The following is a 21,282-nucleotide window of genomic DNA, read 5'->3' as shown; positions in this document are numbered from 1 at the left end:
AATACGGGGGCGTCTTCGTGTCCGCAGGTTGCACCCCTGAATCGCAGGGACCGCCCGGCTACGAGGAAGCCACAGGGACATTCAGCGAGATCAGCCCAACTGCCCCGGCTTCCATACGGAGTTCGGTGACCGCCGCATTCCGCAGTCGCGGAAGGACCCGCCGGTACTCGCCCAGCGGAATGGACAGCAGCTCGCACAGCACCAGCCGGAGCAGGGTGTTGTGGGCGACGACCAGGACGCGTTGGCCGTCGTGGGCGGCGGCGATGCGATGCAGGGCGGCGGCGCCACGGTGTGCCGCGGCCGTCGGGTCCTCGGCGCCGGGGAAGGGGTGGGCCACGGGGTCGGCACGGAAGGCCTCCGCCGCCTTCGGGTCCTCGGCCGCGAACTCGGCGAGAGTACGGCCCTCCACCACCCCGAAGTCGCATTCCCGCAGGTCGGGTTCGCGGCGCGGGGTGAGGCCGAGGGCGCGGCAGGCGGGTTCGGCGGTGGCGATCGCACGGGAGACGGTGGACGTCCAGATCGCGTCGACGGGGTGGGCGGCGGCCCAGCGCCCGAGGGCCTCGGCCTGGGCGCGGCCGGTCTCCGTGAGGGCGACGTCGCTCACGCCCGCGTAACGGTTCTCGGCGTGCCACACGGTCTGGCCGTGACGGGCCAGCAGCAGGGTCGTGGTCATGAACCCGCAGTATCCCGGCCGAGGCGCTCGCGTGCGTGTGCCGCCACCGGTGGTGGCAGCCAGCCGCGGGCCGCCAGTTCGTCGACGAGACGGGTGTACGGCTCGGCGAACAGGGCCGTGCGGCCGGGGCGGGGTGCGAGGACGGTGTGGATGCGGACCATGCGGTCGGCGACGTCCGTCAGGGGGCCCGAGCCCGTGCCGTGGGCGGCCAGGGCGGCCATGCCGAGGGCCGGCTCGGTCTGCTCCGGTACGCGGGCCGGGCGGCCGAGGATGTCGGCGCGGAGCTGGTTCCAGTACGGGCTGCGGGCGCCGCCGCCGGTGAAGGTGAGCGGGCCGTCCATCGGGGCGCCCAGGTGGTGCAGGTAGTCCAGACAGAGCCGCTCGGCGAAGGCGACGCCCTGGAGCAGTGCGGCCCACAGGTCGGCCTCCCCGTCAGGTTCGCCCAGGACCAGGGCGGAGGCGTGCGGCGCCAGGAACGGGAACCGCTCGCCGGGCGACACGAGGGGGTACGCCACCGCGCCCGAGGGCTCATGGGCGGCCGCCCGCGCGTCCATCGCGGCCGGGTCGGCGCCCGCGAAGGCGGCGGTCAGCACCCCCGCGCCCACGCTGGACGCCCCGCCGGGCAGCCAACTACCGTCCGGGGCACGGTGGTTGTAGACCACGCCGGTCGGGTCGCGGACGGGCTCGGCGGAGGCGCCCTTGAGGACGAGTGTCGTGCCGAGCACCGAGTTCCAGGAACCCGGCCGCAGCGCCCCGGACGCGATCTGCGCCGCGCAGCCGTCGGTCATCCCGGCGATCACCGGGGTGCCGGCGGGGATCCCGGTGGCCTGCGCGGCGGCCGGGCAGACCTCGCCGAGCGGGGTGCCGGGCCGTACGACGTCGGGCAGTTCGGGTACGCCGGGGATGTCCGGCCAGGCCTCGCGCTCCACGTCGTAGGCCGTCTTGAGGGCGTGGCTGGAGTCGGTGGGGACGGGACGGCCGACGAGTTGGGCCGCGACGAGGTCGGGCTGGTGGGTGACGCGCCCCCGCCCATGCGTGCGCAGGAGCCACAGCGCCTTCGGCAGCCCCCACGTGTTCTGCACGGTGAGCCCCGCGCTCCGCAGCCGCTCCGCCTCGGCCCAGGCCCGCCCGTCGTCGTACATCAGCGCGGGGCTCACCGGCCGCCCCGCCGCATCCGTCAGCAGCACGGTCCCGGACGTGCCGCACACCGCGAGCCCGCCGATACGGGCAGCCGGGTCCTCGACGTCCTTGAGGGCGCCCCGGCACGCCGTGCACAGCGCGGTCCACCACTCCCCCGGATCCTGCTCGTGCCGCACCCCGTCACGCATCCCCGCCAAGGGAGCCGAACCGGCGCCCAGGACCGTGCCGTCGGCGGCGGCGAGCAGCACACGGACGCTCTGCGTGCCCAGGTCGATGCCCAGCCAGGCCTCGCCCTCATACCCCATCCGGACCTCCCACGGATCGCGACCCGGGATGTGAACTTCTCACTCTGCCCTGAGATTTTCGACTGCGCGAGGGATTGACGGCCATCTTCCGCTGTTACACCCTCGGTGAGCGGGCCGACGCGACGTGTCACCCCGCACCGCACACCGGGGCTCGCCGGTCGCGCCGCGCGCCGACACGACCGGGCTGCGGTCCGACGATCCGGTACGGCTGAGGTTCCGGCCTGAGAACCTGCTGCTGTTCGAGGCCGACGGGCCCCAGGGTCCAGGACGACTGATCGGGGCGCGATGAGCAGCAACAGCAGCGGGGGCAGCGCACACCAGCAGGGGCCGGCGGCCCGGCAGGCCGCCATGGCCGAACTGGTCCTGGCCGACGGTTCGGCGAGCGCGGCCGAGCTCGCCGAGCGGTTCGGGGTGAGCCTGATGACCATCCACCGGGACCTCGACGAACTCGAACGGCAGGGCCTGGTGAGGAAGTTCAGGGGCGGGGTGACCGCCCAGCCGTCCGGTGTGTTCGAGTCGAACGTGCAGTACCGGCTGAAGACCATGCGGGCGGAGAAGGCCGCCGTCGCCGAGCAGGCGCTGAGGTCGATAGAGCCCGGCATGGCGATCATGCTGGACGACTCCACCTCCGCGCTGGAGATAGCCCGCAGGCTGCGGCTCGGTGAGATCACCCCGCTGACGGTCGTCACCAACTTCCTGGAGGCGATCAACCTGCTCGCCGACCAGCGGGACATCCGTCTGATGGCCCTCGGCGGCGACTACGACCCCCTGCACTCGTCCTTCCTCGGGGTGTCCTGCGTGGAGGCGGTGCAGTCGCTCCGGGTGGATGTGTGCTTCGCGTCGACATCCGCCGTGCATGGGGGTCACGCCTACCACCAGGAGCAGCACATCGTGTCGGTGAAGCGGGCGATGCTCGACTCGGCGGCCCGCAACGTCCTGCTCATCGACCACACCAAGCTCGCCCGGACCGCCCTGCACCGGGTCGTCCCGCTCTCCCGCTTCGACCTGCTCCTCGTGGACGACGGGGCGTCGGCTCAGGCGCTGCGGGACCTGGACGAGCACAAGGTCACCTATCAGGTCTGCGCGACGAAGGGCAGCGACGACCGAGCCGGAGCCACATGATCTGCGCCTCCGGGTGCGGCCTCGAGACAGGAGACTTGCTGCGATGAGCGAACCCGTGCGTGTCGTCGCCGCCGGCGACCACTTCATCCTGCCGCCGCTCATCACGGCGGCGGTGCGCCAGGAACTCGCCTGCGAGGTACGCGAGTTGACTCTCGGCTGGCCTCTGGAGCCCTTCGGTCCGGTGGCCGAGGTGACGGAGGCCAGCGACGCCGAGGACGAGCTGATCGACGCGCTCGCGGGGGCTCAGGTGCTGGTCACCCAGATGGGGCCGGTGACGGAGCGCGTCCTGGACGCCTGCCCGGACCTGCGGCTGGTGGTCGTGTGCCGGGGCGGCCCGGTCAACGTCAACCTGGACGCGGCCAAACGGCACGACGTCCGCGTCTGCTTCGCCCCCGGGCGCAACGCCGCCGCCACCGCCGAGTTCACCGTCGGCCTGATGCTGGCGGCCCTGCGGCGCATCCCGCAGGCCCACCATCTGCTTGCCGGGGAGGGCAGTTGGCAGGGAGCGACGTACTACACGTACGAACACAGCGGACTGGAGCTGGAGGACCTGCCGGTCGGGCTCGTCGGCTACGGGGCTGTGGGCAGCCGGGTCGCCCGGGCGCTGTGTGCGTTCGGGGCGCAGGTGATGGTCTACGACCCGTATGTGCGGGGCGAGATCCACGGGCTGCGGGTGTCCTCGCTGGACGAACTCCTACGGCGGTCCCGGGTGATCAGCCTGCATGCGCGGCTCACCGCTGAGACCCGCGGTCTGATCGGTGCGGGTGAGCTGGCGCTGCTGCCGGAGGGGGCGGTGGTCGTGAACGTGGCGCGCGGACCGCTGCTGGACGAGGACGCGTTGTGCGACGCGTTGGAGAGTGGGCGGCTGTCGGCCGCCGCCCTCGACACCTACGCGACGGAGCCCGTGCCGCAGGGGTCGCGGCTGTTCGGGCTGCGGGAGCGGGTGGTGATGACGCCGCATCTGGGTGGGGCTTCTCGGGCGGTGGCGGAGAAGGCTGCGGATATCGCTGCCGCTGAAGTGGGCCGCTGGGTGCGCGGGGAGCCACTTGCGCATGCGCTGACGTGAGTGCCGCGGTTTGCCGTTGTGCGTCTGCGGCTGCGTTGTGGCTGGTCGCGCAGTTCCCCGCGCCCCTTTAGGGCAGTGTCGAGCCGCAAAGGAGATACGTGATGTACGTCGGTATCGACGTCGGTACGTCCATGGTGAAGGCCGCCGCGTTCGACGGTGCGGGGCGTGAACTCGCCGTCGAGGCACGGCCCGTAGGACTCGCCCTGCACGGGGGTGTCGTCGAGCAGGACATGGAGGAGGTGTATGCGGCCGTCGTCGGCGTGCTGGAGGCGGTGACCTCGCGGGTGGGCGAACCGGTGGAGCTCGCCGGGCTCACCGGGCAGGGCGACGGGGTGTGGCTGGTCGACAAGGACGGGCGGCCGGTGCGGGCCGCTGCCTCCTGGATGGACGGGCGGGCGCATGAGCTGCTCGATCAGTGGCTGGCGGACGGGACCTTCGAGACGGTGTTCGGGCGGACGGGGAGTGCCATGTTCCCCGGGTGTCCAGGGCCTCTGCTGGCCTGGTTCGATCGTCACGAGCCGAAGTCCCTGGACGCCGCGGCGACTGCCCTGTACTGCAAGGACATGGTGTTCCGGCGGCTGACGGGGGCGCCGGTGACGACGGATGTGTCGGACGCGTCGATGCCGTTCCTCGATCCGCGGACGCGGGCGTACGACGACCGGGTGATGGAGCTGCTGGGGCTGACCCACCGCCGTGGGCTGCTCGCCCCCATCGGGGATCCGATCGCGACGGCGGAGGCACGCGGGGAGGGGCTGCCGGCCGGCACGCGGCTGGCGAACGGCCCGTACGACCTCCCGTCGTGTGCGCTCGGCGCGGGTGTCACGACCCCGGGGGACGGTCTGCTGATCGTCGGCACCTGCCTGGCCAGCCTGGTCGCCACGACCGATCTCGACCTGACCGGCGAGCCGGCCGGCCTGTACATCTCCACCGACCGTCCCGGTCACTGGCTGCGCGCCATGCCCGCGATGGTCGGCACGGCGGCTTTGGACTGGGTGCTGTCGACGACGGGCGTGCGGCACGAGGAGGTCGACGGTCTGCTCGCCGGGACCCCGCCCGGTGCGAACGGCGTGCGCGTCCTGCCGTACTTCGCCCCGTCCGGCGAGCGCGCCCCCTTCGTCGAGCCGCGTCTGCGTGCGGAGCTCACCGGCGTTTCCCTTGAGTCGACGAAGGCGGACCTGGTCCGCGCCACCTGCGAGGGCATCGGGTACGCCGCCCGCCACTGCCTGGAGGCGGCAGGACTTACGGGCTCCCTGGCCGTCTGCGGCGGGGGTACGCGCAGTCCCGCCTGGATGCGGCTGCTCGCCGATGTCCTGGGGCGGCCGTTGCGGGTCGTCGAGGGCGAAGTGGGCGCGCGGGGCGCGGTGTTGGCGGCGGCGGAGCGGTACGGGATCGCGCTGGACGCGGCGGCGTGGACCGAGCCGACCGCGGTCGTGGAGCCGGACGCGGGCCGGGCGGCGTACTACGCGAAGGCCTATGAGGACCATCTGGCCCGGCTCGCGCAAGCGCGGGGAAGGGCGCGGGCGTGAACGTCGCACCACCGGGACCCGACGATTCCGGGGACGCGTACGCCGTGTACGCGCTGTACTACCGTTCATGACCGAGATCGAGCGGGAGTGCCCGACGTGTCGGAGCAGGCAGAAGTTCCGGCGGCTCAACGGCGCGGAGAAGGCTGCCGTACGGGAGAAGAAGGGTCCACGCTTCTTCGTGGGGAACCTCTGGCGCTGCACCGCCGAGAAGTGCCTCTGGTACCAGCCGTACCTCAACAGGGCAAAGGGCGACCTCCTCCCCGAGAGTTTCCGGAAGGAGGCGGCGGCCGGGGAATGACGTCCGGAATCCGCCCTGGCGGGACGGATTCCGGGCTGCCGCGACGGCCGACTCCGAGTACCCCTAGAGGTTGCTGAAGTCCGGCCCCGCCGTCCGGGTCCGCTTGATCTCGTAGAAGCCCGGCACCGAGGCGACGGCCAGCGTGCCGTCCCAGAGCTTGGCGGCGTCCTCGCCCTTGGGGGCCGGGGTGACGACCGGGCCGAAGAAGGCGATCTGCTCACCGTCGGAGCCGGGGACGGCGATCACGGGGGTGCCGACCTCCTGGCCGACCTTCTCGATGCCCTCCTTGTGGGAGGCGCGCAGCTCGGCGTCGAACTCGAAGTCCTCCTGGTCGGCGTAGTCGATGAGGTCGGCGGGCAGGCCGACGTCGGCCAGGGCGCCCACGATCGCCTCGACCGTCGGGCCCTCGCCCTGGTTGTGGATGCGGGTACCGAGGGCGGTGTAGAGCGGGCCCACGACGTCCTCGCCGTGCTTCTGCCAGGCCGCGGTCACCACGCGCACCGGCTTCCATGCCTTGGTGGCGAGCATCTCCCGGTACTCCTCGGGCAGCTCGTCGATCCGGTTCTCGTTGAGCACCGCCAGGCTCATGATGTGCCAGCGGACCTCGATGTCCCGGACCTTCTCCACTTCGAGCACCCAGCGGGACGTCATCCAGGCCCAGGGGCACAGCGGGTCGAACCAGAAGTCGACGGGGGTCTTGGCGGAGGTGGTCGCGGTCTCGGACATGGCTCTCCCAGGAATACGGTCGTTTCCCCAGGCAACACCGGCCATCACCGAGCCCATTCCCGGGTGCCCGGGGTCAGGGGCACATGGCAGGATCGGTCCTGTTCCGCCGTACCCGTCGATGTCCGATATGCCCCAGAGGGAGTACCGCCCGTGCCCGGTGAGAATCTGACCCGCGACGAGGCCCGGGAGCGGGCCGCCCTGCTGTCCGTCGACGGGTACGACGTGTCCCTCGACCTGCGTACGGCGGTGGGGGAACAGGGCGGGGACGGTCCGCGGACCTTCCGGTCCGTCACCACGATCCGTTTCCGCAGCAACGAGCCCGGCGCCGCCACCTTCGTCGACCTGATCGCACCGAGTGTGACCTCCGTCTCACTCAACGGGAGGGATCTCGACCCCGGCCAGGTCTTCGACGGCTCCCGGATCCTGCTGGAGGACCTCGCCGCCGAGAACGAGCTGGTCGTCGACGCGCAGTGCGCGTACTCCCGCACCGGCGAGGGCCTGCACCGCTTCGTCGACCCCGAGGACGGCGAGGTGTACCTGTACACCCAGTACGAGCCGGCCGACTCCCGCCGGGTCTTCGCGGGCTTCGAGCAGCCGGACCTCAAGGCCCCCTTCCGCTTCGAGGTGCGGGCGCCGGAGGGCTGGACGGTCTGGAGCAACGGCGTCGGCGAGCGGGCGGACGGGGTGTGGAGGTTCGCGGAGACCAAGCCGATCTCGACGTACATCACGTGCGTGGTGGCGGGGCCGTACCACTACGTCACGGACTCCTACGAGCGGACCTTCGAGGACGGTACGCGTCTCGAGATCCCCCTCGGCGCCCTGTGCCGCAAGGGCCTGGCGCCCTACTTCGACTCGGACGACGTCTTCCTCGTCACCAAGCAGGGCCTGGACTTCTTCCACGACCACTTCGACTACCCGTACCCCTTCGGGAAGTACGACCAGGCCTTCGTCCCCGAGTACAACCTCGGCGCGATGGAGAACCCGGGTCTGGTCACCTTCCGCGAGGAGTTCATCTTCCGGGGCAAGGTCACCCGGGCCTCGTACGAGGGGCGGGCCAACGTCATCCTGCACGAGATGGCGCACATGTGGTTCGGCGACCTGGTCACCATGGTGTGGTGGGACGACCTGTGGCTGAAGGAGTCCTTCGCGGACTTCATGGGCACCTTCGCCAACGTCGGCGCGACCCGCTTCACCGACGCCTGGATCACCTTCGCCAACCGCCGCAAGGCCTGGGCGTACCGGGCCGACCAGCTGCCCTCCACCCACCCGATCACCGCCGACATCCGCGACCTGCAGGACGCGAAGCTCAACTTCGACGGCATCACGTACGCCAAGGGCGCGTCGGTGCTGAAGCAGCTGGTGGCGTACGTCGGGCAGGACGCGTTCCTGGAGGGCGCGCGCCGCTACTTCAAGCGCAACGCGTACGGGAACACGCGCCTCGGCGATCTGCTGTCGGTGCTGGAGGAGACCAGCGGCCGGGACATGGGCGCCTGGGCGCTGAAGTGGCTGCAGACGGCCGGCGTCAACTCCCTCACCCCGCAGGTGCTGCTGGACGCGGAGGGGAGGGTCGACGAGCTGGCGGTGCTCCAGGAGGCGGCCGAGTCTCACCCCGAGCTGCGGCCGCACCGGGTGGCGGTCGGTCTGTACCGGCGTACGCCCGAGGGCGCCCTGGAGCGGTACGCCCGGGTCGAGGCGGACGTCGACGGTCCGCGTACGGTCGTGGCGGAGCTGGCGGGTGCCGAGGCTCCGGAGCTGGTGCTCGTCAACGACGACGACCTCACGTACTGCAAGATCCGCTTCGACGGCACCTCGCTGGCCACCCTGCGCGAGCACCTGGGGGCGATCACCGATCCGCTGGCCCGCGCCCTGTGCTGGTCGGCGCTGTGGAACCTGACCCGGGACGCGCTGCTGCCCGCCGCCGACTTCGTGGAGCTGGTGACGCGGTTCGCGCGCCGCGAGTCCGACATCGGCGTGCTGCAGATGCTGCACGCCTGGGCGAACTCGGCGCTGGTCAACTATGCGCCACCGGCCTGGCGGCCGACCGGCGAGCGGCTGCTGGCCGAGGTCGCCCTGCGGGATCTGCGGGCGGCCGAGCCGGGCAGCGAGCAGCAGCTGGCCTGGGCCCGTTTCCTCGCGACGGTGGCGGCAGGGCCGGACGAACTGGCGCTGCTGCGCGGCCTGTTGGACGGTACGGAGAAGGTCGACGGTCTCGAGGTGGACCAGGAGCTGCGCTGGGCGTTCCTGGAGCCGCTGGCCGCGCACGGGGCCGCGGACGAGACGGTGCTGGCGGCGGAGCTGGCCCGCGACGACACGGCGTCCGGCAAGCGCCACCAGGTCCGCTGTCTGGCCGCCCGCCCCTCCGAAGCGGTGAAGGCGCAGGCCTGGGCGCAGGTGGTGGAGTCGGACGCGCTGTCCAACGCCCTGGTGGAGGCGACGATCGCGGGCTTCGCGCAGCCTTCGCAGCGGGAGCTGATCGCGCCCTACACCGCGAAGTACTTCGCGGCGATCGAGCGGGTGTGGCGGGAGCGGTCGATCCAGATCGGCATGGACGTGGTCCGGGGACTGTTCCCGTCCCACCCGACGGAGCAGGGCGCGCAGTCGACGCTGGACGCGACGGACGCGTGGCTCGCGGCCCACGAGGACGCGGCACCGGCGCTGCGCAGGCTGGTCCTCGAGGCGCGCGACGATCTGGCGCGGGCGCTGCGGGCCCAGGCCGCGGGCGCCTAGGACGCGAGCTTTGGCCAACGGTTGATCCGCCCGTGACCGTTACGGAATCCGGTCAATCACACCCGTAACCCCTGGTCCGACCCGAACGGACCAGGGGTTTTGCCTGCCCTATCGGCATCCGAACAAGCGTCCTTTAGTGCCATCTTGTCCGTTTTTGTCGACGAGCGTGTAACAGCGGTTAGAGGGCGGTTCCAGCGCGGGAAACCCCCCGGCATGAACCACAACACCCCTCTCCCCGCGGCCTCCCCCCGCCCCCTGAGCCACCTCGCCGAGGTGCACCGCCGAGTGCTGACGACGGCTCAGCTCCGGGCGCACGGCGTCTCGTCCGCGGAGATGACCGAGCAGTGCCGCACCGGCGGCCCCTGGCAGCAGTTCCTCCCGGGCGTCTTCCTGCTCCACCCGGGCCCGCCGACCAGCGAGGAGCGGCTGCACGCGGTGCTGATGTACGCGGCGCGGGAGTCGACCCCCGGAGTGCCGACACAGCCGGGCGCGGAGAGCCCGCACCGGCCGGTCTACGCGGAGGCGATGATCACGGGCCTGGCGGCCCTGACGCTGCACGGCTTCACGTCCGCGCCGCCGCTGCTGTCACTGGAGAAGATCGACGTCCTGGTCCCGCGGCTGCGCCGGCTGCGCTCGGCGGGCTGCGCCCGGATCCTCCGCACGCACACGCTGCCAACCCCCCAGCAGGTGACGGGAGTTCCGATCGCGCCGGTGCCGCGCGCCCTGGCCGACGCGGTGTCGGAACTCGCGGACGCGGGCGCGGTACGCCGGCTGCTGACGGAGGCGGTACGCGCCGGCCACTGCGAACCGGCCTCGGTGGTACGGGCGTTGAACCAGGCGAAGCTGCTCAGCCGCCCGCACGTGGTGGACGCGGTGGACTCGCTGCTGGCCGAGGGCCGCGCCATCGCGGAGGACCGGCTGTACCGCATGGTCCGCGACTACGGCCTGCCCGACCCGGTCTGGAACGTGGACCTCCGTCTGCCGGGCGGCCCCCACCTCGGCGGCCTCGACGCGTACTGGCCGGAGCAGGCGGTGGCCGTGGAGCTCGACACCCGGGCCCCGCGCCAGGACGAGGACGCGCTGTGGTCCGAATACGCCCGCAAGCGCGAGCACTTGGAGCGCCTGGGCATCACGGTCGTCCACATCACCCCCAAGAAGCTCCGCGACTCGATGGAACAACAGGCGGCGGTCGTCCGCACGGCCCTGATGGCCTCCGGCGACCGGGAGCCCGCCGCGTATGTCGTGGTGCTGCCGCGGTAGTGACGGACCGGGGCGGGACCAGGAGGGGAGAGGTGGGGCCACCGGGGTGCCGGTGGCCCCACCTCATGTGCGGTCGGGAGGCCCCCGGCCCGCGTAGCTGCGGGCAATCGTGCCGCTCAGGGCGGCACGGGTGGGCGCAGCGGCACCGGCAAGCGCCGCAAGCGGCTCCCGCACCGGGCGCGGTGACCCGGTGACAGCCCCCCAGCGGTCGCCCAAGAGGGCGGCGGGCCCTCCGCCTCCGGGATCAGGCCCCCGGCCGCCACTCCTCGCCGCTCAGTGCGGCTCCGGAAGGGCCGGCCTCGCCGCAGCGCCTGCCGCGACCCAGTCGAGGAGGGTGGCGTAGGACGCGATCATGCGGGTGCGGCTGAAGCGTTCGCGGCTTGCGGTGAGGGACGGGGTGAGGGCGGTGCGGGAGGCTGCCGCTTCCGTCCAGGCCCGGGCGATCGCCGTCGGGTCGGGCGGGGTGACGAAGCCGTGGCCCGCCACGATCGCCGCGCTGTCGCCGACGTCGGTGGCGACCGGTACGGCGCCGCACATCATGCCCTCCACCAGGCACAGCGGGGCCGCCTCGCCCCAGGAGGAGGTCAGCGCGACGACGTCGGCACCGGCGTACACGGATTCCATGTCGTGTCGGACGCCGAGCAGGTGGACCCGGTTCGTCAGTGATCGCTGCGGACCGAACGCGGTCTCGATGTCCGCCTCCAGTCCCGGGTTCGCCGGGGTCATGCCCGCGCCGCACATCAGTACATGCCCGTCGGGCTGCTGCTCGAGCCACTCCCGTGCCGCCCGCAGGAACAGCGGGACGTTCTTCATCGCGTCGTAGCGGGCCGCGAAGACGACCACCGGTGCCGCGGCCGGGATCTCCAGGGAGGCCCGCAGTGCCAGCCGCCGGGCCGCGTCGGGGCGGAAGCGCAGCAGGTCCACGCCGTTCGGGATGACGTGCAGCAGCTCGGCCGGGATCCCCGCGGCCTCGTAGGCCGCCCGCGTCGACTCCGCGCAGCACACGCACGCCACCACCCTGCCGTCGGCGATGGCGGCCTTCAGCTCGTCGAGGGCCGCCCCCTGGTTCTCCGGGTCGGAGCGGTGCAGGCACACCACGACGGGGCGGCGGGGCAGGCCGGCCTGGTTCAGGAGGCGCAGAGGCTGTTCCTTCAGCGAAAGGATCACGTCCGCCTCCGCCGTCGCCCGCGCCGTGTCGGCCAGTTCCGGCCCGGTGAAGGTGGCCGGATCACCGCTTGCGGGAAAGACCCGGCCCAGGGAAGTGACGCCCACGCCCGCCGCGGTCAGCGACCGGTAGCAGGCATCGTCCTCCATCCGTTGCCGGGTGGCCTCCCGGTGCACCTCGCCATGGAGGCTCAGCACGCGATGCTGCTGGTCACCCTCCTGAAGTCCGAGTACGACGTCACTGTGAACGATCCGGGCCCCGCCGGAGAAGAAACCCTCGTAGACCGAGAGCACGTGCAGTCCGCGCCTCGTGGGCATACGACCACCCGCCTTGCACAAATCGAGCCATCCCCCGTGTGAGTGCGGGTTAGCCGTTATGAGGCGGCATGGACGTTTCGTACGGATGAACTCGACGTCTCGTGTCCGAGTCGGCTGAATTACCGGGTGGTCTCTCGAAGCGGGCCCGCAACCGGCGCAGCGCGAGCCGCAGAGACGGGGAGTCGTCCGCCACGACCGGCGCGTCCGGTGTCGCCGACAGGACGCCCGCCTTGGTCTGCCAGCCCTCGAAGACTCCGCGGAACAACTGGTGGGTTTCAGGTACGTCCCTCATGCCTGCGAAGCTACTGAGAAATGGCTCGCTGCTACTGTCCAATGGCATGCAGGAATCACAGACCAATCCGGCGGGCGATCTTCTGCTCCACCTGGGGCAGGCCGCCGACGGCCCGCTGCACGAACGGGTGAAGCGAGCGCTGCGTTCGGCGATCAGGGACGGCCGTATCGAGGTGGGCACCGCCCTGCCGCCAAGCCGCCGGCTCGCCGCCGACCTCGGCTGTTCGCGCTGGGCGGTGACCGAGGCGTACGGCCAGCTGGTCGCCGAGGGATATCTGGAGGCCAGGACCGGCTCCGCGACCCGGGTGCGCTGGTCGAACAGCCCCGACGCCGGCTCGGCACCGCGCGCGCCGCACCAGGCCCCGGCGGCCCGCTACGACCTGGCCCCGGGCCTGCCGGACCTGCGGGCGTTCCCGCGGCGCCACTGGGCCGACGCGGTCCGCGCGCAGACGACGACCGTGGCGTTCACGGAGTTCGGCTACCCGCCGCCCGGCGGCCACCCCCGGCTCAGACGGCTGCTCGCCGAGTACCTGGGCCGCTCCCGCGGCGTCTCCGCGAGCCCGCAGGACGTGACGGTGTGCACGAGCGTGACCGACGGAGTGCGCCGCTTCTGCCAGGCCCTGCGCGCCCGCGGCATCACCGCCGTCGCAGTCGAGGAACCCGGCTGGACCCGGCTGCGCGAGGTGATCGGCGCCGCTGGCCTGGACGTCGTGCCCGTCCGCGTGGACGGCGCCGGCCTGCGCACCGACGAGCTCACCCGACACCCCGGCCTGAGGGCGGTGCTGGCGTCCCCGGCGCATCAGTTCCCGCTGGGCACGGTGCTCGCCCCCGAGCGGCGCGCGGCCCTGCTGCGGTGGGCCCGCGAGGTGGACGGCGTCGTACTGGAGGACGACTACGACGCCGAGTTCCGCTACGACCGCCGGCCGGTCGCGAGCCTGCAGGGCATGGATCCGTCCCGGGTGGTCCTGTTCAAGTCGCTCAGCAAGATCCTCTCCCCCGCGCTCGGCATCGGATGGATCGTGGCGCCCGGCCGCTGGACGGAACACCTGCACAGGACCGACCAGACGGCGACCCAGCCCCCGCCCCTCGACCAGCTGGCCTTCGCCGACCTGCTGGAATCAGGCGCCTACGATCGCCATCTGCGGGCCTGCCGTGGGCGCTACCGCGACCGCCGCGACACCCTCGTCCGGGCCCTGGCGGACCAGCTGCCCCACGCCCCGGTCTCCGGCATCGCCGCCGGCCTCCATCTCCTCCTGCGGCTGCCCGCCGCCGTGGACCCGGCGGCCGTGGTCCGGGCGGCGGCCGCCCGCTCGCTGCGCGTGGCCGACCTCGCCGCCTACCACGCCACCGAGGACCACGCCGACCACGGCCTGGTCCTCGGGTACGGCAATCTCGCGGACGGGGTGGTCGAGGAGGCGGTCGGCCGGCTGCGCGCCGCGATCGACGCGTGCCGTCAGCGGTCCTGACCGCCGCAGAACTCCGCCTCGATCACCGCCTGGGTGTGGGACACGTCCGTCCAGTCCCCGTTGAGGTTGAAGGACAGGGAGTGGCGGCCGTCCGCCGTCGTCACCGCCTCCGAGAGGGAGCCGAAGATGCCGCCCGCGTGGCCCCAGACGTGGACTCCGCAGCTGAGCCTGCGGTCGATGAGGCCGAGGCCGTAGCGGGCGTTCGGCAGGACGTCGGCCTTGACCGTGGTCTTCATCTCCTTCAGCTGCGCGGGCGGCAGCAGCCGTCCGGTGAGCAGGGCCTTGAAGAAGCGGTTCAGGTCGGAGGTGTCGGAGATCAACTCACCCGAACCGTACGCCAGAGAGGGGTTCACGGTCGTGACGTCGTACGTCGGGCCCGTCGTGGAGTCCGCGAGTTTGGAGTAGGTACGGCTGCTGGGCTGCGGGAGGGTGACCCGGTTGCCGGGGACCGAGGTGCCGGTCAGGTGGAGCGGGTCGATGATCCGCCGGCGGATCTCCTCGGCGTACGCGTGGCCGGTGACCTTCTCGACCACCATCGCGGCCAGCAGGTAGTTCGTGTTGGAGTAGCTCCAGGAGGTGCCGGGCTCGAAGAGCGGCTTGTGGCGCATGGCGACCGCCAGTTCGGCCTCGGGCGTCCAGCGGTCGTAGCGGTGCTTGAGGAAGCCGTCCTTGCTGAAGTACCACCGTACGAACGTCTCGTCGTTGGTGTAGTCGTAGATGCCGCTGGTGTGGTTGAGGATCTGGCGGACGGTGATCCGGCTGCCGTCGTGGCCGTGGCCGTGGACCGCGCCCGGCAGCCACTTCTCCACCGTGTCGTCCAGCGACAGCCGGCCCTCGGCCTCCAGCTGCAGCACCACCGTCGCGACGAACGTCTTCGTGATGCTTCCCGCCCGGAAGCGGTCCTCGGCCGAACGCGGCCTGCCGGTACGGATGTTGCCCACGCCGGCGGTCGTCGACCAGGTGCCGTGGGCGTCCTTCGCCGTCGCCGTGACGCCGGGAATGCCGTCCTCGACCACGGCTTCGACCGCTCTGCGGGTCGCGTCGTGGGCTCCGGCGCGGGTGGGCCCCGCCGCAAGGGCGGGACCGGCCAGGGCGGCGGACAGCGCCACCGCGGTGGCCGCCACCAGGGTCGTACGTACGGTCATGTCTTCCCCCATCTCGCTCGCTCGTCGCCGAGCTCGGTCGGGGGAGCAGACCCGGCCCGCGGGGTGAAGGTTGATGCACCGCGAGCCGGTTGAGCCGCTTTCGGCCCTTGTTCAGCTGCTCAGCCCTTCTTGAGGACCAGCTCCGTGTTGCGGTCCTCCGGGTGGCCGGCGAGGATCGCGTTGCGGTCGGGGACGTTGTACGACAGCTCGCGGTAGAGGGCGGCCAGGCCGGTCTGGGAGAGGTCGGCGAAGTCCGTGCGGTGCGGGGCCGCGGACTCGACGAGGGTGGTGAACAGGGAGAGCGTGCCGTCCTTGTTGTCGGTGATCTCGATGACGCGCGCCAGCTGCGGGTAGTCCACGTGGGAGGCGGTGGAGATCTCCCAGAAGGAGTGGCCGCCGGAGCCCTTGTGCGGCGTGATGTAGTTGCGGTGGATGTGGCCGTTCACCCAGGCCAGGACGTTGGCGTGGCTGCCGAGGAGGGCGACGACCTCCTGGCCGTTGTGCCGGCGCTCGTTCGGGTGGGCCGGGTCCACGTTCGAGGTGTTCGCCATGGACTGGCTGGTGTGGTGGCTGAAGACGATGACGTGCGAGTCCTTGTTGTCCCGCAGCTGCTTGTCGAGCCAGTTCAACTGGGCCGTGCCGATGGAGCCGTTGTAGTGGCCGCCCGGGTCGGTGGTGTCGATGCTGATGCCGACGACGTCGTCGGCGATGCGGAAGGTGTAGTACTGCGTGCCCGCGTCGAGGTTGGCGGTGGAGTAGCCGTGGCCGACCGGGCCGTTGCCGCGGTAGGCCGGGTCGAGGTGGGCCCTGAGGTAGTCGGCCCGGGTGAACGGGGCCCGGCTCTCGTCCGCGGTGACCGAGCGCATGTCGCGCGCGTGGGCCTTGAGCAGGTCCCGGTAGGCCGTGCCCTTGGGGTCCTTGTTCGCCCTGATGGCGTCCTGCAGCTTCTTCCCCTCGGCGGCGGACAGCGACATCAGCTTCTTGCCGCCGACCGCGTACTCGGCGAGCCAGGAGTCGCCCTGGCCGAAGCAGCCGAGCGGCAGGGCGTCGTGGTTGCCGACCGTGGAGTACCAGGGCAGGTTCAGGCCGGGGCTCTGCACCTCGCGGATCGCGGCGGCCAGGAAGCCCTGCAGATGCGGGAAGCCGAGCTGCTTGTCGCCGTCGCGGACCGTGGATTCGGGCTGCCAGTACAGCTTGAGGCCACTGTTCTGGACGCCCTCGTAGTGCCGCGGGTCACCCGAGTTGGGGGTCATCCGGCCGCCGCTCATGATCTTCATGTACCACTCGAGCTCGGACTTGGCGTTGTTGTCCGTGTTGTCGCCGGTGGTCATCGCGAAGTGCAGCGGGGTGCCGGTGACGGGGGCGCCGCGCAGCGCGTTGATCCGCTCGACCAGCGAGATCGCGCCCTGCACGGTCAGCGCCTCGTGCGGGCGCCAGGCGCCCTTGTCGGTGGAGCGCAGGCACTCCAGGCGCGAGGGGTGCTGGACGTCGGTCAGGTGCAGATCGGTGAGCTGTACGAACGAGGCGAGCGCGGTACGGCGGCCGGCGCGGCCCGACTTGGGGGCGGCGAGCTCGCTGCGCACGACGCGGGACCAGCCGGGGCCGTCGCCGAGGCGGCGGAAGCCGGAGGAGTTGCGCGGGGCGGCGACCGTGGCGAGGGTGGTGCCCTTGGTGTAGGGCGCGAGGGGGGCGGCCGGGGCCTTGCGGGACTGCGCCACGACCTTGGTGGTGTCGGTGGTGGCGGCCTGGCTGTCGGTGGGCCGCAGGGCGTAGCCGACGCCTGCGGAGACGGCCGCCGCGCCGGTGGCGGCGAGGACGGTACGGCGGTTGATCGCCGGGCTGGTGGCGGCGACAGAGCGTATGCGCGGCATGGCGCGATCTCCCCGAGTGGCAACGCGTCGGCAGTGGTCGCGGGCTGTTTCGCTGTCGCGAACAACCCGCTCGCTCTGGATGGTTGGCACCGGGGATGACCTGCTGGTGAACGAGGCGGCAACGGCCAACGCCGATCACCGTACGTGGATCTTGGGCCACCCTCCGCGTTCACGACCGCTCGTCGGGCGGCCCGGGGGCAGTCACTCAGCGTTCATCTTTCTGGGTACTGCAAGCAGTTCACCCGCCCCGCCGCCGGCCGCTCCCGCCACAGTGCAAGACCCACGTCGACCAATGTGACCCGGCGCAGCCCGGGCACCGTCTCCAGGGGATGCCAGGCCGCCATGTCCGTCGAGCCGCCGATCTCGTGGCGGAGTTCGCCGCCGGTCACCCGGCCCTCGTACACCAGACGGATGCCGTGGTGGTCGACGGAGCGGCCGAAGCGGCGGGGGGCGGTGCGGCGGATCGAGTCCACGCCCAGGAGGGCGGTGAGGTCGACGTGGTAGCCGGTCTCCTCCTCGACCTCCCTGAGGGCGGCGTCGTAGGGGTCCTCGCCGTGTTCCACGCCGCCGCCGGGCAGGGTCCACTCGGGGCGGCCCCGGTCGTCGATCCAGCGGGCCAGAAGGAGTTCGTCGTCGCGGACGCATATGGCGTAGGCCGCCACCCTCAATTTCCTGCGCACGTAGGGACGTTAGTCCGGAACCGCCGGTTCATTTAGCACTATTGGGGACTCATCCCCGTAAAGGGAATCGGGGGTTTTCCCCATACGTCCATATCGTTTCGGTCAACACTTCCCAAACAACTGTCCCTTGGGTAAAGCTGTGCGCTCGTCCGGCACTGAAAATCTTCACTCCTAGGGATGCCGATGACCCTCACCCCCCTCAGACCCGTGGCCCGAATAGCCGTGGCCGCCGGTCTCGTCGCCGCGCTCTCCGCGGCCGGGCCGATACCCATGGCCTTCTCCGCCGACGCGCCGTCCCCGGGCTCCACCGCCCCCTCGGACGGCAGCGTCAAGTCCGCGCAGGAAAAGCTCGGTTCCGACGACGCGGACCTGCTCGCCGAGGCCAAGGCCGACGGCGACAAGAACGTCACGATGATGATCGCCACCGCCCCGGGGCAGACCGGGCAGGTCGCCGGGAAGCTGGACGCGGTCAGGGGCGGCTCGGTCGGCCGGACGTACGACAAGCTCGGTTACGTCCGCGCCACCGTCCCCACCTCGCAGGCGGACGCGGCCATCGCCGCCGCCGCGAAGCTCTCCTCCGTGCACGGCATCGACCTGCGCAAGGAGATACCGCTGGACGACCCGAGCGCGACGGGCGGCTCCAAGTCGGCCTCGGGCACGGTCAGTTACCCGGCGCCGGACAAGAACACGCCCGCCGAGAACCCGTACAACCCGTCCTTCGAGACGGGCGCCGTCGACTTCGTGAAGGACCACCCGAAGGCGGACGGCCGCGGCGTCACCATCGGCATCCTGGACTCCGGTGTCGACCTCGGTCACCCGGCGCTGCAGAAGACCACCACCGGTGAGCGGAAGATCGTCGACTGGGTGACGGCGACCGACCCGATCGTCGACAGCGACGCCACCTGGCGCCCGATGGTGACCTCCGTCTCCGGGCCCACCTTCACCTACGGTGGCAAGACGTGGACGGCGCCCGCCGGGTCGTACCAGGTCAGCACCTTCAGCGAGTCCGCCACCGCGGGCGGCGACGCGAAGGGCGACGCCAACCGGGACGGGGACACCACGGACAAGTGGGGCGTCCTCTACGACGCCGCCGCCGGCACCGTGCGCGTCGACCTCAACAACAACTACGACTTCTCCGACGACACGCCGATGAAGCCGTACAAGGACGGCTACCAGATCGGTTACTTCGGGACCGACAACCCGTCGACCGACGTCGTGGAGCGCCAGCCGTTCGTCGTGCAGATCCGCAAGGACGTGCCGATGGACCCCTACGGCGGCGACTGGGTCGGCAAGAAGGCCGACTTCGTCAACATCGGTGTCATCGAGTCCGAGCACGGCACGCACGTCGCCGGCATCACCGCCGCCAACGGCCTGTTCGGCGGGAAGATGAACGGCGCGGCCCCCGGTGCGAAGATCGTCTCCTCCCGTGCCTGCACCTGGACCGGCGGCTGCACCAACGTCGCGCTCACCGAGGGCATGATCGACCTCGTCGTCAACCGCGGTGTCGACATCGTCAACATGTCCATCGGCGGCCTGCCGGCCCTCAACGACGGCAACAACGCGCGCGCCGAGCTGTACACGCGGCTCATCGACACCTACGGCGTGCAGCTGGTGATCTCGGCGGGCAACTCCGGCCCGGGCGCGAACACCATCGGCGACCCCGGTCTCGCCGACAAGGTGATCTCCGTGGGCGCCGCCATCTCCAAGGCCACCTGGGCGTCCAACTACGGCTCGGTCGTGGAGAAGAAGTACGCGATGATGCCCTTCTCCTCCCGCGGCCCGCGTGAGGATGGCGGCTTCACGCCGACCCTCGTGGCGCCGGGTGCCGCGATCAACACCACCCAGACCTGGCTGCCGGGCTCCCCGGTCGCCGAGGCGGGCTACTCGCTGCCGGCCGGCTACTCCATGCTGCAGGGCACGTCCATGGCCTCCCCGCAGGCCACGGGCGCGAGCGCGCTGCTGCTGTCGGCCGCCAAGCAGAAGGGCATCGAGCTCAAGCCCGCCGCCCTGCGCACGGCTCTCACCTCGACCGCCCATCACATCAAGGGCGTTCAGGCATACGAGGAGGGCGCGGGCCGCATCGACGTCGTCGACGCCTGGGACGCGATCCGCGACGGCGCCACCGCGCATGACGCCGTGCCTTCTGACTACGTCGTGAAGGCCCCGGTCGACACCGCGCTCGACCAGGCCCTGAAGACGCCCGGCTTCGGCACCGGCCTGTACGACCGCGAGGGTGGCCTCAAGGCGGGTGACAGGAAGACGTACGACGTCACGATCACTCGGACCTCCGGCTCCGCCAAGGCGCTCTGGCACGAGCTGAGCATCGAGAACAACGCCGGTGACACCTTCCGGATCGTCGGCAAGGACTGGGTGAAGCTGCCGCTGAACCAGCCGGTCACCGTCAAGGTGCAGGCGAACCCGAGGTCCGCGGGGATCAAGAGCGCGATCCTCGACGTCGACGACCCGAGCACCGAGGGCGTCGACAAGCAGATCCTCGCCACGGTCGTGGTCTCGACGCCGGTGAAGTACACCTTCACCGCCTCGAACACGGTGCAGCGCAACAGCACGCAGTCGTACTTCGTGACCGTGCCCGAGGGCGCCAAGTCCCTCGAGGTCGCCCTCGGCGGGCTGCAGGACAAGAGCCAGACCCGGTTCATCGCGATCCACCCGTACGGCACTCCGGTCGACAACACCGGCACCCCGTACTGCTACCCGAACTACCTCGACGGCAACGGCTGCAAGCCCGACGTGCGTGCGTACGCGGACCCGCAGGCCGGCGTCTGGGAGATCGAGGTCGAGTCGCGCCGTACCTCGCCGCTGCTCGACAACCCGTACAAGCTGGACGTCGCCGTCCTCGGCGCGGCCTTCGACCCGCAGACCGTGACCGTCCCCGAGGCCAAGGTCGGTACCCCGGCCGCCGTCTCCTGGAAGGTGACCAACAAGCTCGCCGCGCTCGACGGCAAGCTGGTCGGCGGCCCGCTCGGCTCGTCGAAGACGACCCGCCCGACCATCAAGCAGGGCGAGACGCAGACCACCACGGTCGAGGTGCCCGCGGGCGCCAAGTCGCTGGACGTCGCGATCGGCAATGTGTCGGACGCGTCCGCCGACCTCGACCTGACGGTGAAGAACGCGGCCGGCACGGTCGTCGGCCAGTCCGCCGACGGCGACTCGGAGGAGGCGGTCTCCATCGCCTCGCCCGCCGCCGGCACGTACACCATCGAGGTCGCGGGCTACTCGGTCCCGTCCGGTTCCACCGCCTACGACTACCGGGACGTCTTCTTCTCCGCGTCCCTGGGCACGGTCAGCGTCGACGAGTCGGCGCCGGTGAAGCTCGGCACGGGCGACTCGGCGACCGTCTCCGGCAGCGTCACCGCCGCGGCGGCCGCTCCTGAGGGCCGTGAGTTCTTCGGCCAGGTCCAGCTGGTGAACGCACGCGGCACGGCCGCGGGCACCGGCAGCGTGAAGATCGAGAAGGTCACTCCGTAGTCGGTGGTACGGCGGTGA

At 71.5% G+C, this 21,282-nt stretch carries 16 protein-coding genes; 8 read left to right on the top strand and 8 right to left on the bottom strand.

Going from position 1 to position 21,282, the window contains the following annotated elements; translation table 11 throughout:
* Positions 1-58 precede the first annotated feature (58 nt).
* Together ACFY1U_RS00145 and ACFY1U_RS00140 are read right to left on the bottom strand one after the other, a co-directional pair.
* On the bottom strand, positions 59-673 hold the full coding sequence (locus tag ACFY1U_RS00145; protein WP_390691878.1) for a histidine phosphatase family protein: 615 nt from the start codon (positions 671-673) through the stop codon (positions 59-61).
* Positions 670-2,118, bottom strand: coding sequence for an FGGY-family carbohydrate kinase (locus ACFY1U_RS00140; protein WP_390691877.1), 1,449 nt, complete (start codon positions 2,116-2,118; stop codon positions 670-672). The genes ACFY1U_RS00145 and ACFY1U_RS00140 overlap by 4 nt, the downstream gene beginning before the upstream one ends.
* Positions 2,119-2,403: 285 nt before the next feature.
* On the opposite strand from ACFY1U_RS00140, the gene ACFY1U_RS00135 reads away from it, so the two are divergent.
* From ACFY1U_RS00135 to ACFY1U_RS00120, 4 genes are all read left to right on the top strand, one after another.
* Positions 2,404-3,240, top strand: a complete 837-nt coding sequence (locus ACFY1U_RS00135) for a DeoR/GlpR family DNA-binding transcription regulator (RefSeq protein ID WP_390691876.1) — start codon at positions 2,404-2,406, stop codon at positions 3,238-3,240.
* Positions 3,241-3,283: 43 nt separating this feature from the next.
* On the top strand, positions 3,284-4,306 hold the full coding sequence (locus ACFY1U_RS00130; RefSeq protein WP_390691875.1) for a 2-hydroxyacid dehydrogenase: 1,023 nt from the start codon (positions 3,284-3,286) through the stop codon (positions 4,304-4,306).
* 101 nt (positions 4,307-4,407) lie between these two features.
* On the top strand, positions 4,408-5,832 hold the full coding sequence (locus tag ACFY1U_RS00125; RefSeq protein WP_390691874.1) for an FGGY family carbohydrate kinase: 1,425 nt from the start codon (positions 4,408-4,410) through the stop codon (positions 5,830-5,832).
* A 67-nt stretch (positions 5,833-5,899) separates the two neighbouring features.
* Positions 5,900-6,130 (top strand): hypothetical protein, encoded by a 231-nt coding sequence (locus ACFY1U_RS00120; protein ID WP_390691873.1) that lies wholly within the window; start codon positions 5,900-5,902, stop codon positions 6,128-6,130.
* Between the two features lie 63 nt (positions 6,131-6,193).
* On the opposite strand, the gene ACFY1U_RS00115 is transcribed toward ACFY1U_RS00120, so the two are convergent.
* Positions 6,194-6,856 (bottom strand): DsbA family protein, encoded by a 663-nt coding sequence (locus ACFY1U_RS00115; RefSeq protein WP_390691872.1) that lies wholly within the window; start codon positions 6,854-6,856, stop codon positions 6,194-6,196.
* 150 nt (positions 6,857-7,006) lie between these two features.
* Between ACFY1U_RS00115 and pepN the strand changes: the two genes are divergently transcribed.
* Both pepN and ACFY1U_RS00105 read left to right on the top strand, forming a co-directional pair.
* Positions 7,007-9,583 carry an aminopeptidase N gene (gene pepN / locus ACFY1U_RS00110; protein WP_390691871.1) on the top strand — a complete coding sequence of 859 codons (2,577 nt, stop codon included), beginning with the start codon at positions 7,007-7,009 and terminating at the stop codon, positions 9,581-9,583.
* A gap of 213 nt (positions 9,584-9,796) precedes the next feature.
* Complete coding sequence (locus ACFY1U_RS00105; RefSeq protein WP_390691870.1) at positions 9,797-10,843, top strand: hypothetical protein; 1,047 nt, start codon at positions 9,797-9,799, stop codon at positions 10,841-10,843.
* Between the two features lie 273 nt (positions 10,844-11,116).
* On the opposite strand, the gene ACFY1U_RS00100 is transcribed toward ACFY1U_RS00105, so the two are convergent.
* Together ACFY1U_RS00100 and ACFY1U_RS00095 are read right to left on the bottom strand one after the other, a co-directional pair.
* The gene (locus ACFY1U_RS00100; protein WP_390692811.1) at positions 11,117-12,301 is read right to left on the bottom strand and encodes a glycosyltransferase; all 1,185 of its coding nucleotides are present in this window, start codon (positions 12,299-12,301) and stop codon (positions 11,117-11,119) included.
* A gap of 73 nt (positions 12,302-12,374) precedes the next feature.
* Entirely contained in the window at positions 12,375-12,617 is a 243-nt protein-coding gene (locus ACFY1U_RS00095; protein ID WP_390691869.1) for a hypothetical protein, read from the bottom strand.
* Positions 12,618-12,663: 46 nt separating this feature from the next.
* Here ACFY1U_RS00095 and ACFY1U_RS00090 point away from each other — a divergent pair, with 46 nt between their 5' ends.
* Positions 12,664-14,082 (top strand): PLP-dependent aminotransferase family protein, encoded by a 1,419-nt coding sequence (locus ACFY1U_RS00090; RefSeq protein WP_390691868.1) that lies wholly within the window; start codon positions 12,664-12,666, stop codon positions 14,080-14,082.
* Here ACFY1U_RS00090 and ACFY1U_RS00085 read toward each other — a convergent pair.
* The 3 genes from ACFY1U_RS00085 to ACFY1U_RS00075 form a co-directional block, all read right to left on the bottom strand.
* A complete protein-coding gene (locus tag ACFY1U_RS00085) occupies positions 14,070-15,227 on the bottom strand; it encodes a serine hydrolase domain-containing protein (protein ID WP_390691867.1) in 1,158 nt (385 codons plus the stop codon). The two genes, ACFY1U_RS00090 and ACFY1U_RS00085, sit on opposite strands and share 13 nt — an antisense overlap.
* A gap of 119 nt (positions 15,228-15,346) precedes the next feature.
* Positions 15,347-17,098 carry a TIGR03767 family metallophosphoesterase gene (locus ACFY1U_RS00080; protein WP_390691866.1) on the bottom strand — a complete coding sequence of 584 codons (1,752 nt, stop codon included), beginning with the start codon at positions 17,096-17,098 and terminating at the stop codon, positions 15,347-15,349.
* A gap of 212 nt (positions 17,099-17,310) precedes the next feature.
* Positions 17,311-17,778, bottom strand: a complete 468-nt coding sequence (locus ACFY1U_RS00075; protein ID WP_390691865.1) for an NUDIX hydrolase — start codon at positions 17,776-17,778, stop codon at positions 17,311-17,313.
* 183 nt (positions 17,779-17,961) lie between these two features.
* On the opposite strand from ACFY1U_RS00075, the gene ACFY1U_RS00070 reads away from it, so the two are divergent.
* On the top strand, positions 17,962-21,264 hold the full coding sequence (locus tag ACFY1U_RS00070) for a S8 family serine peptidase (protein ID WP_390691864.1): 3,303 nt from the start codon (positions 17,962-17,964) through the stop codon (positions 21,262-21,264).
* The last annotated feature ends 18 nt before the right edge of the window (positions 21,265-21,282 follow it).

The organism is Streptomyces sp. NPDC001351 (assembly GCF_042896045.1).
GTDB lineage: Bacteria > Actinomycetota > Actinomycetes > Streptomycetales > Streptomycetaceae > Streptomyces.
This window is presented reverse-complemented; position numbering and strand designations above follow the sequence as displayed.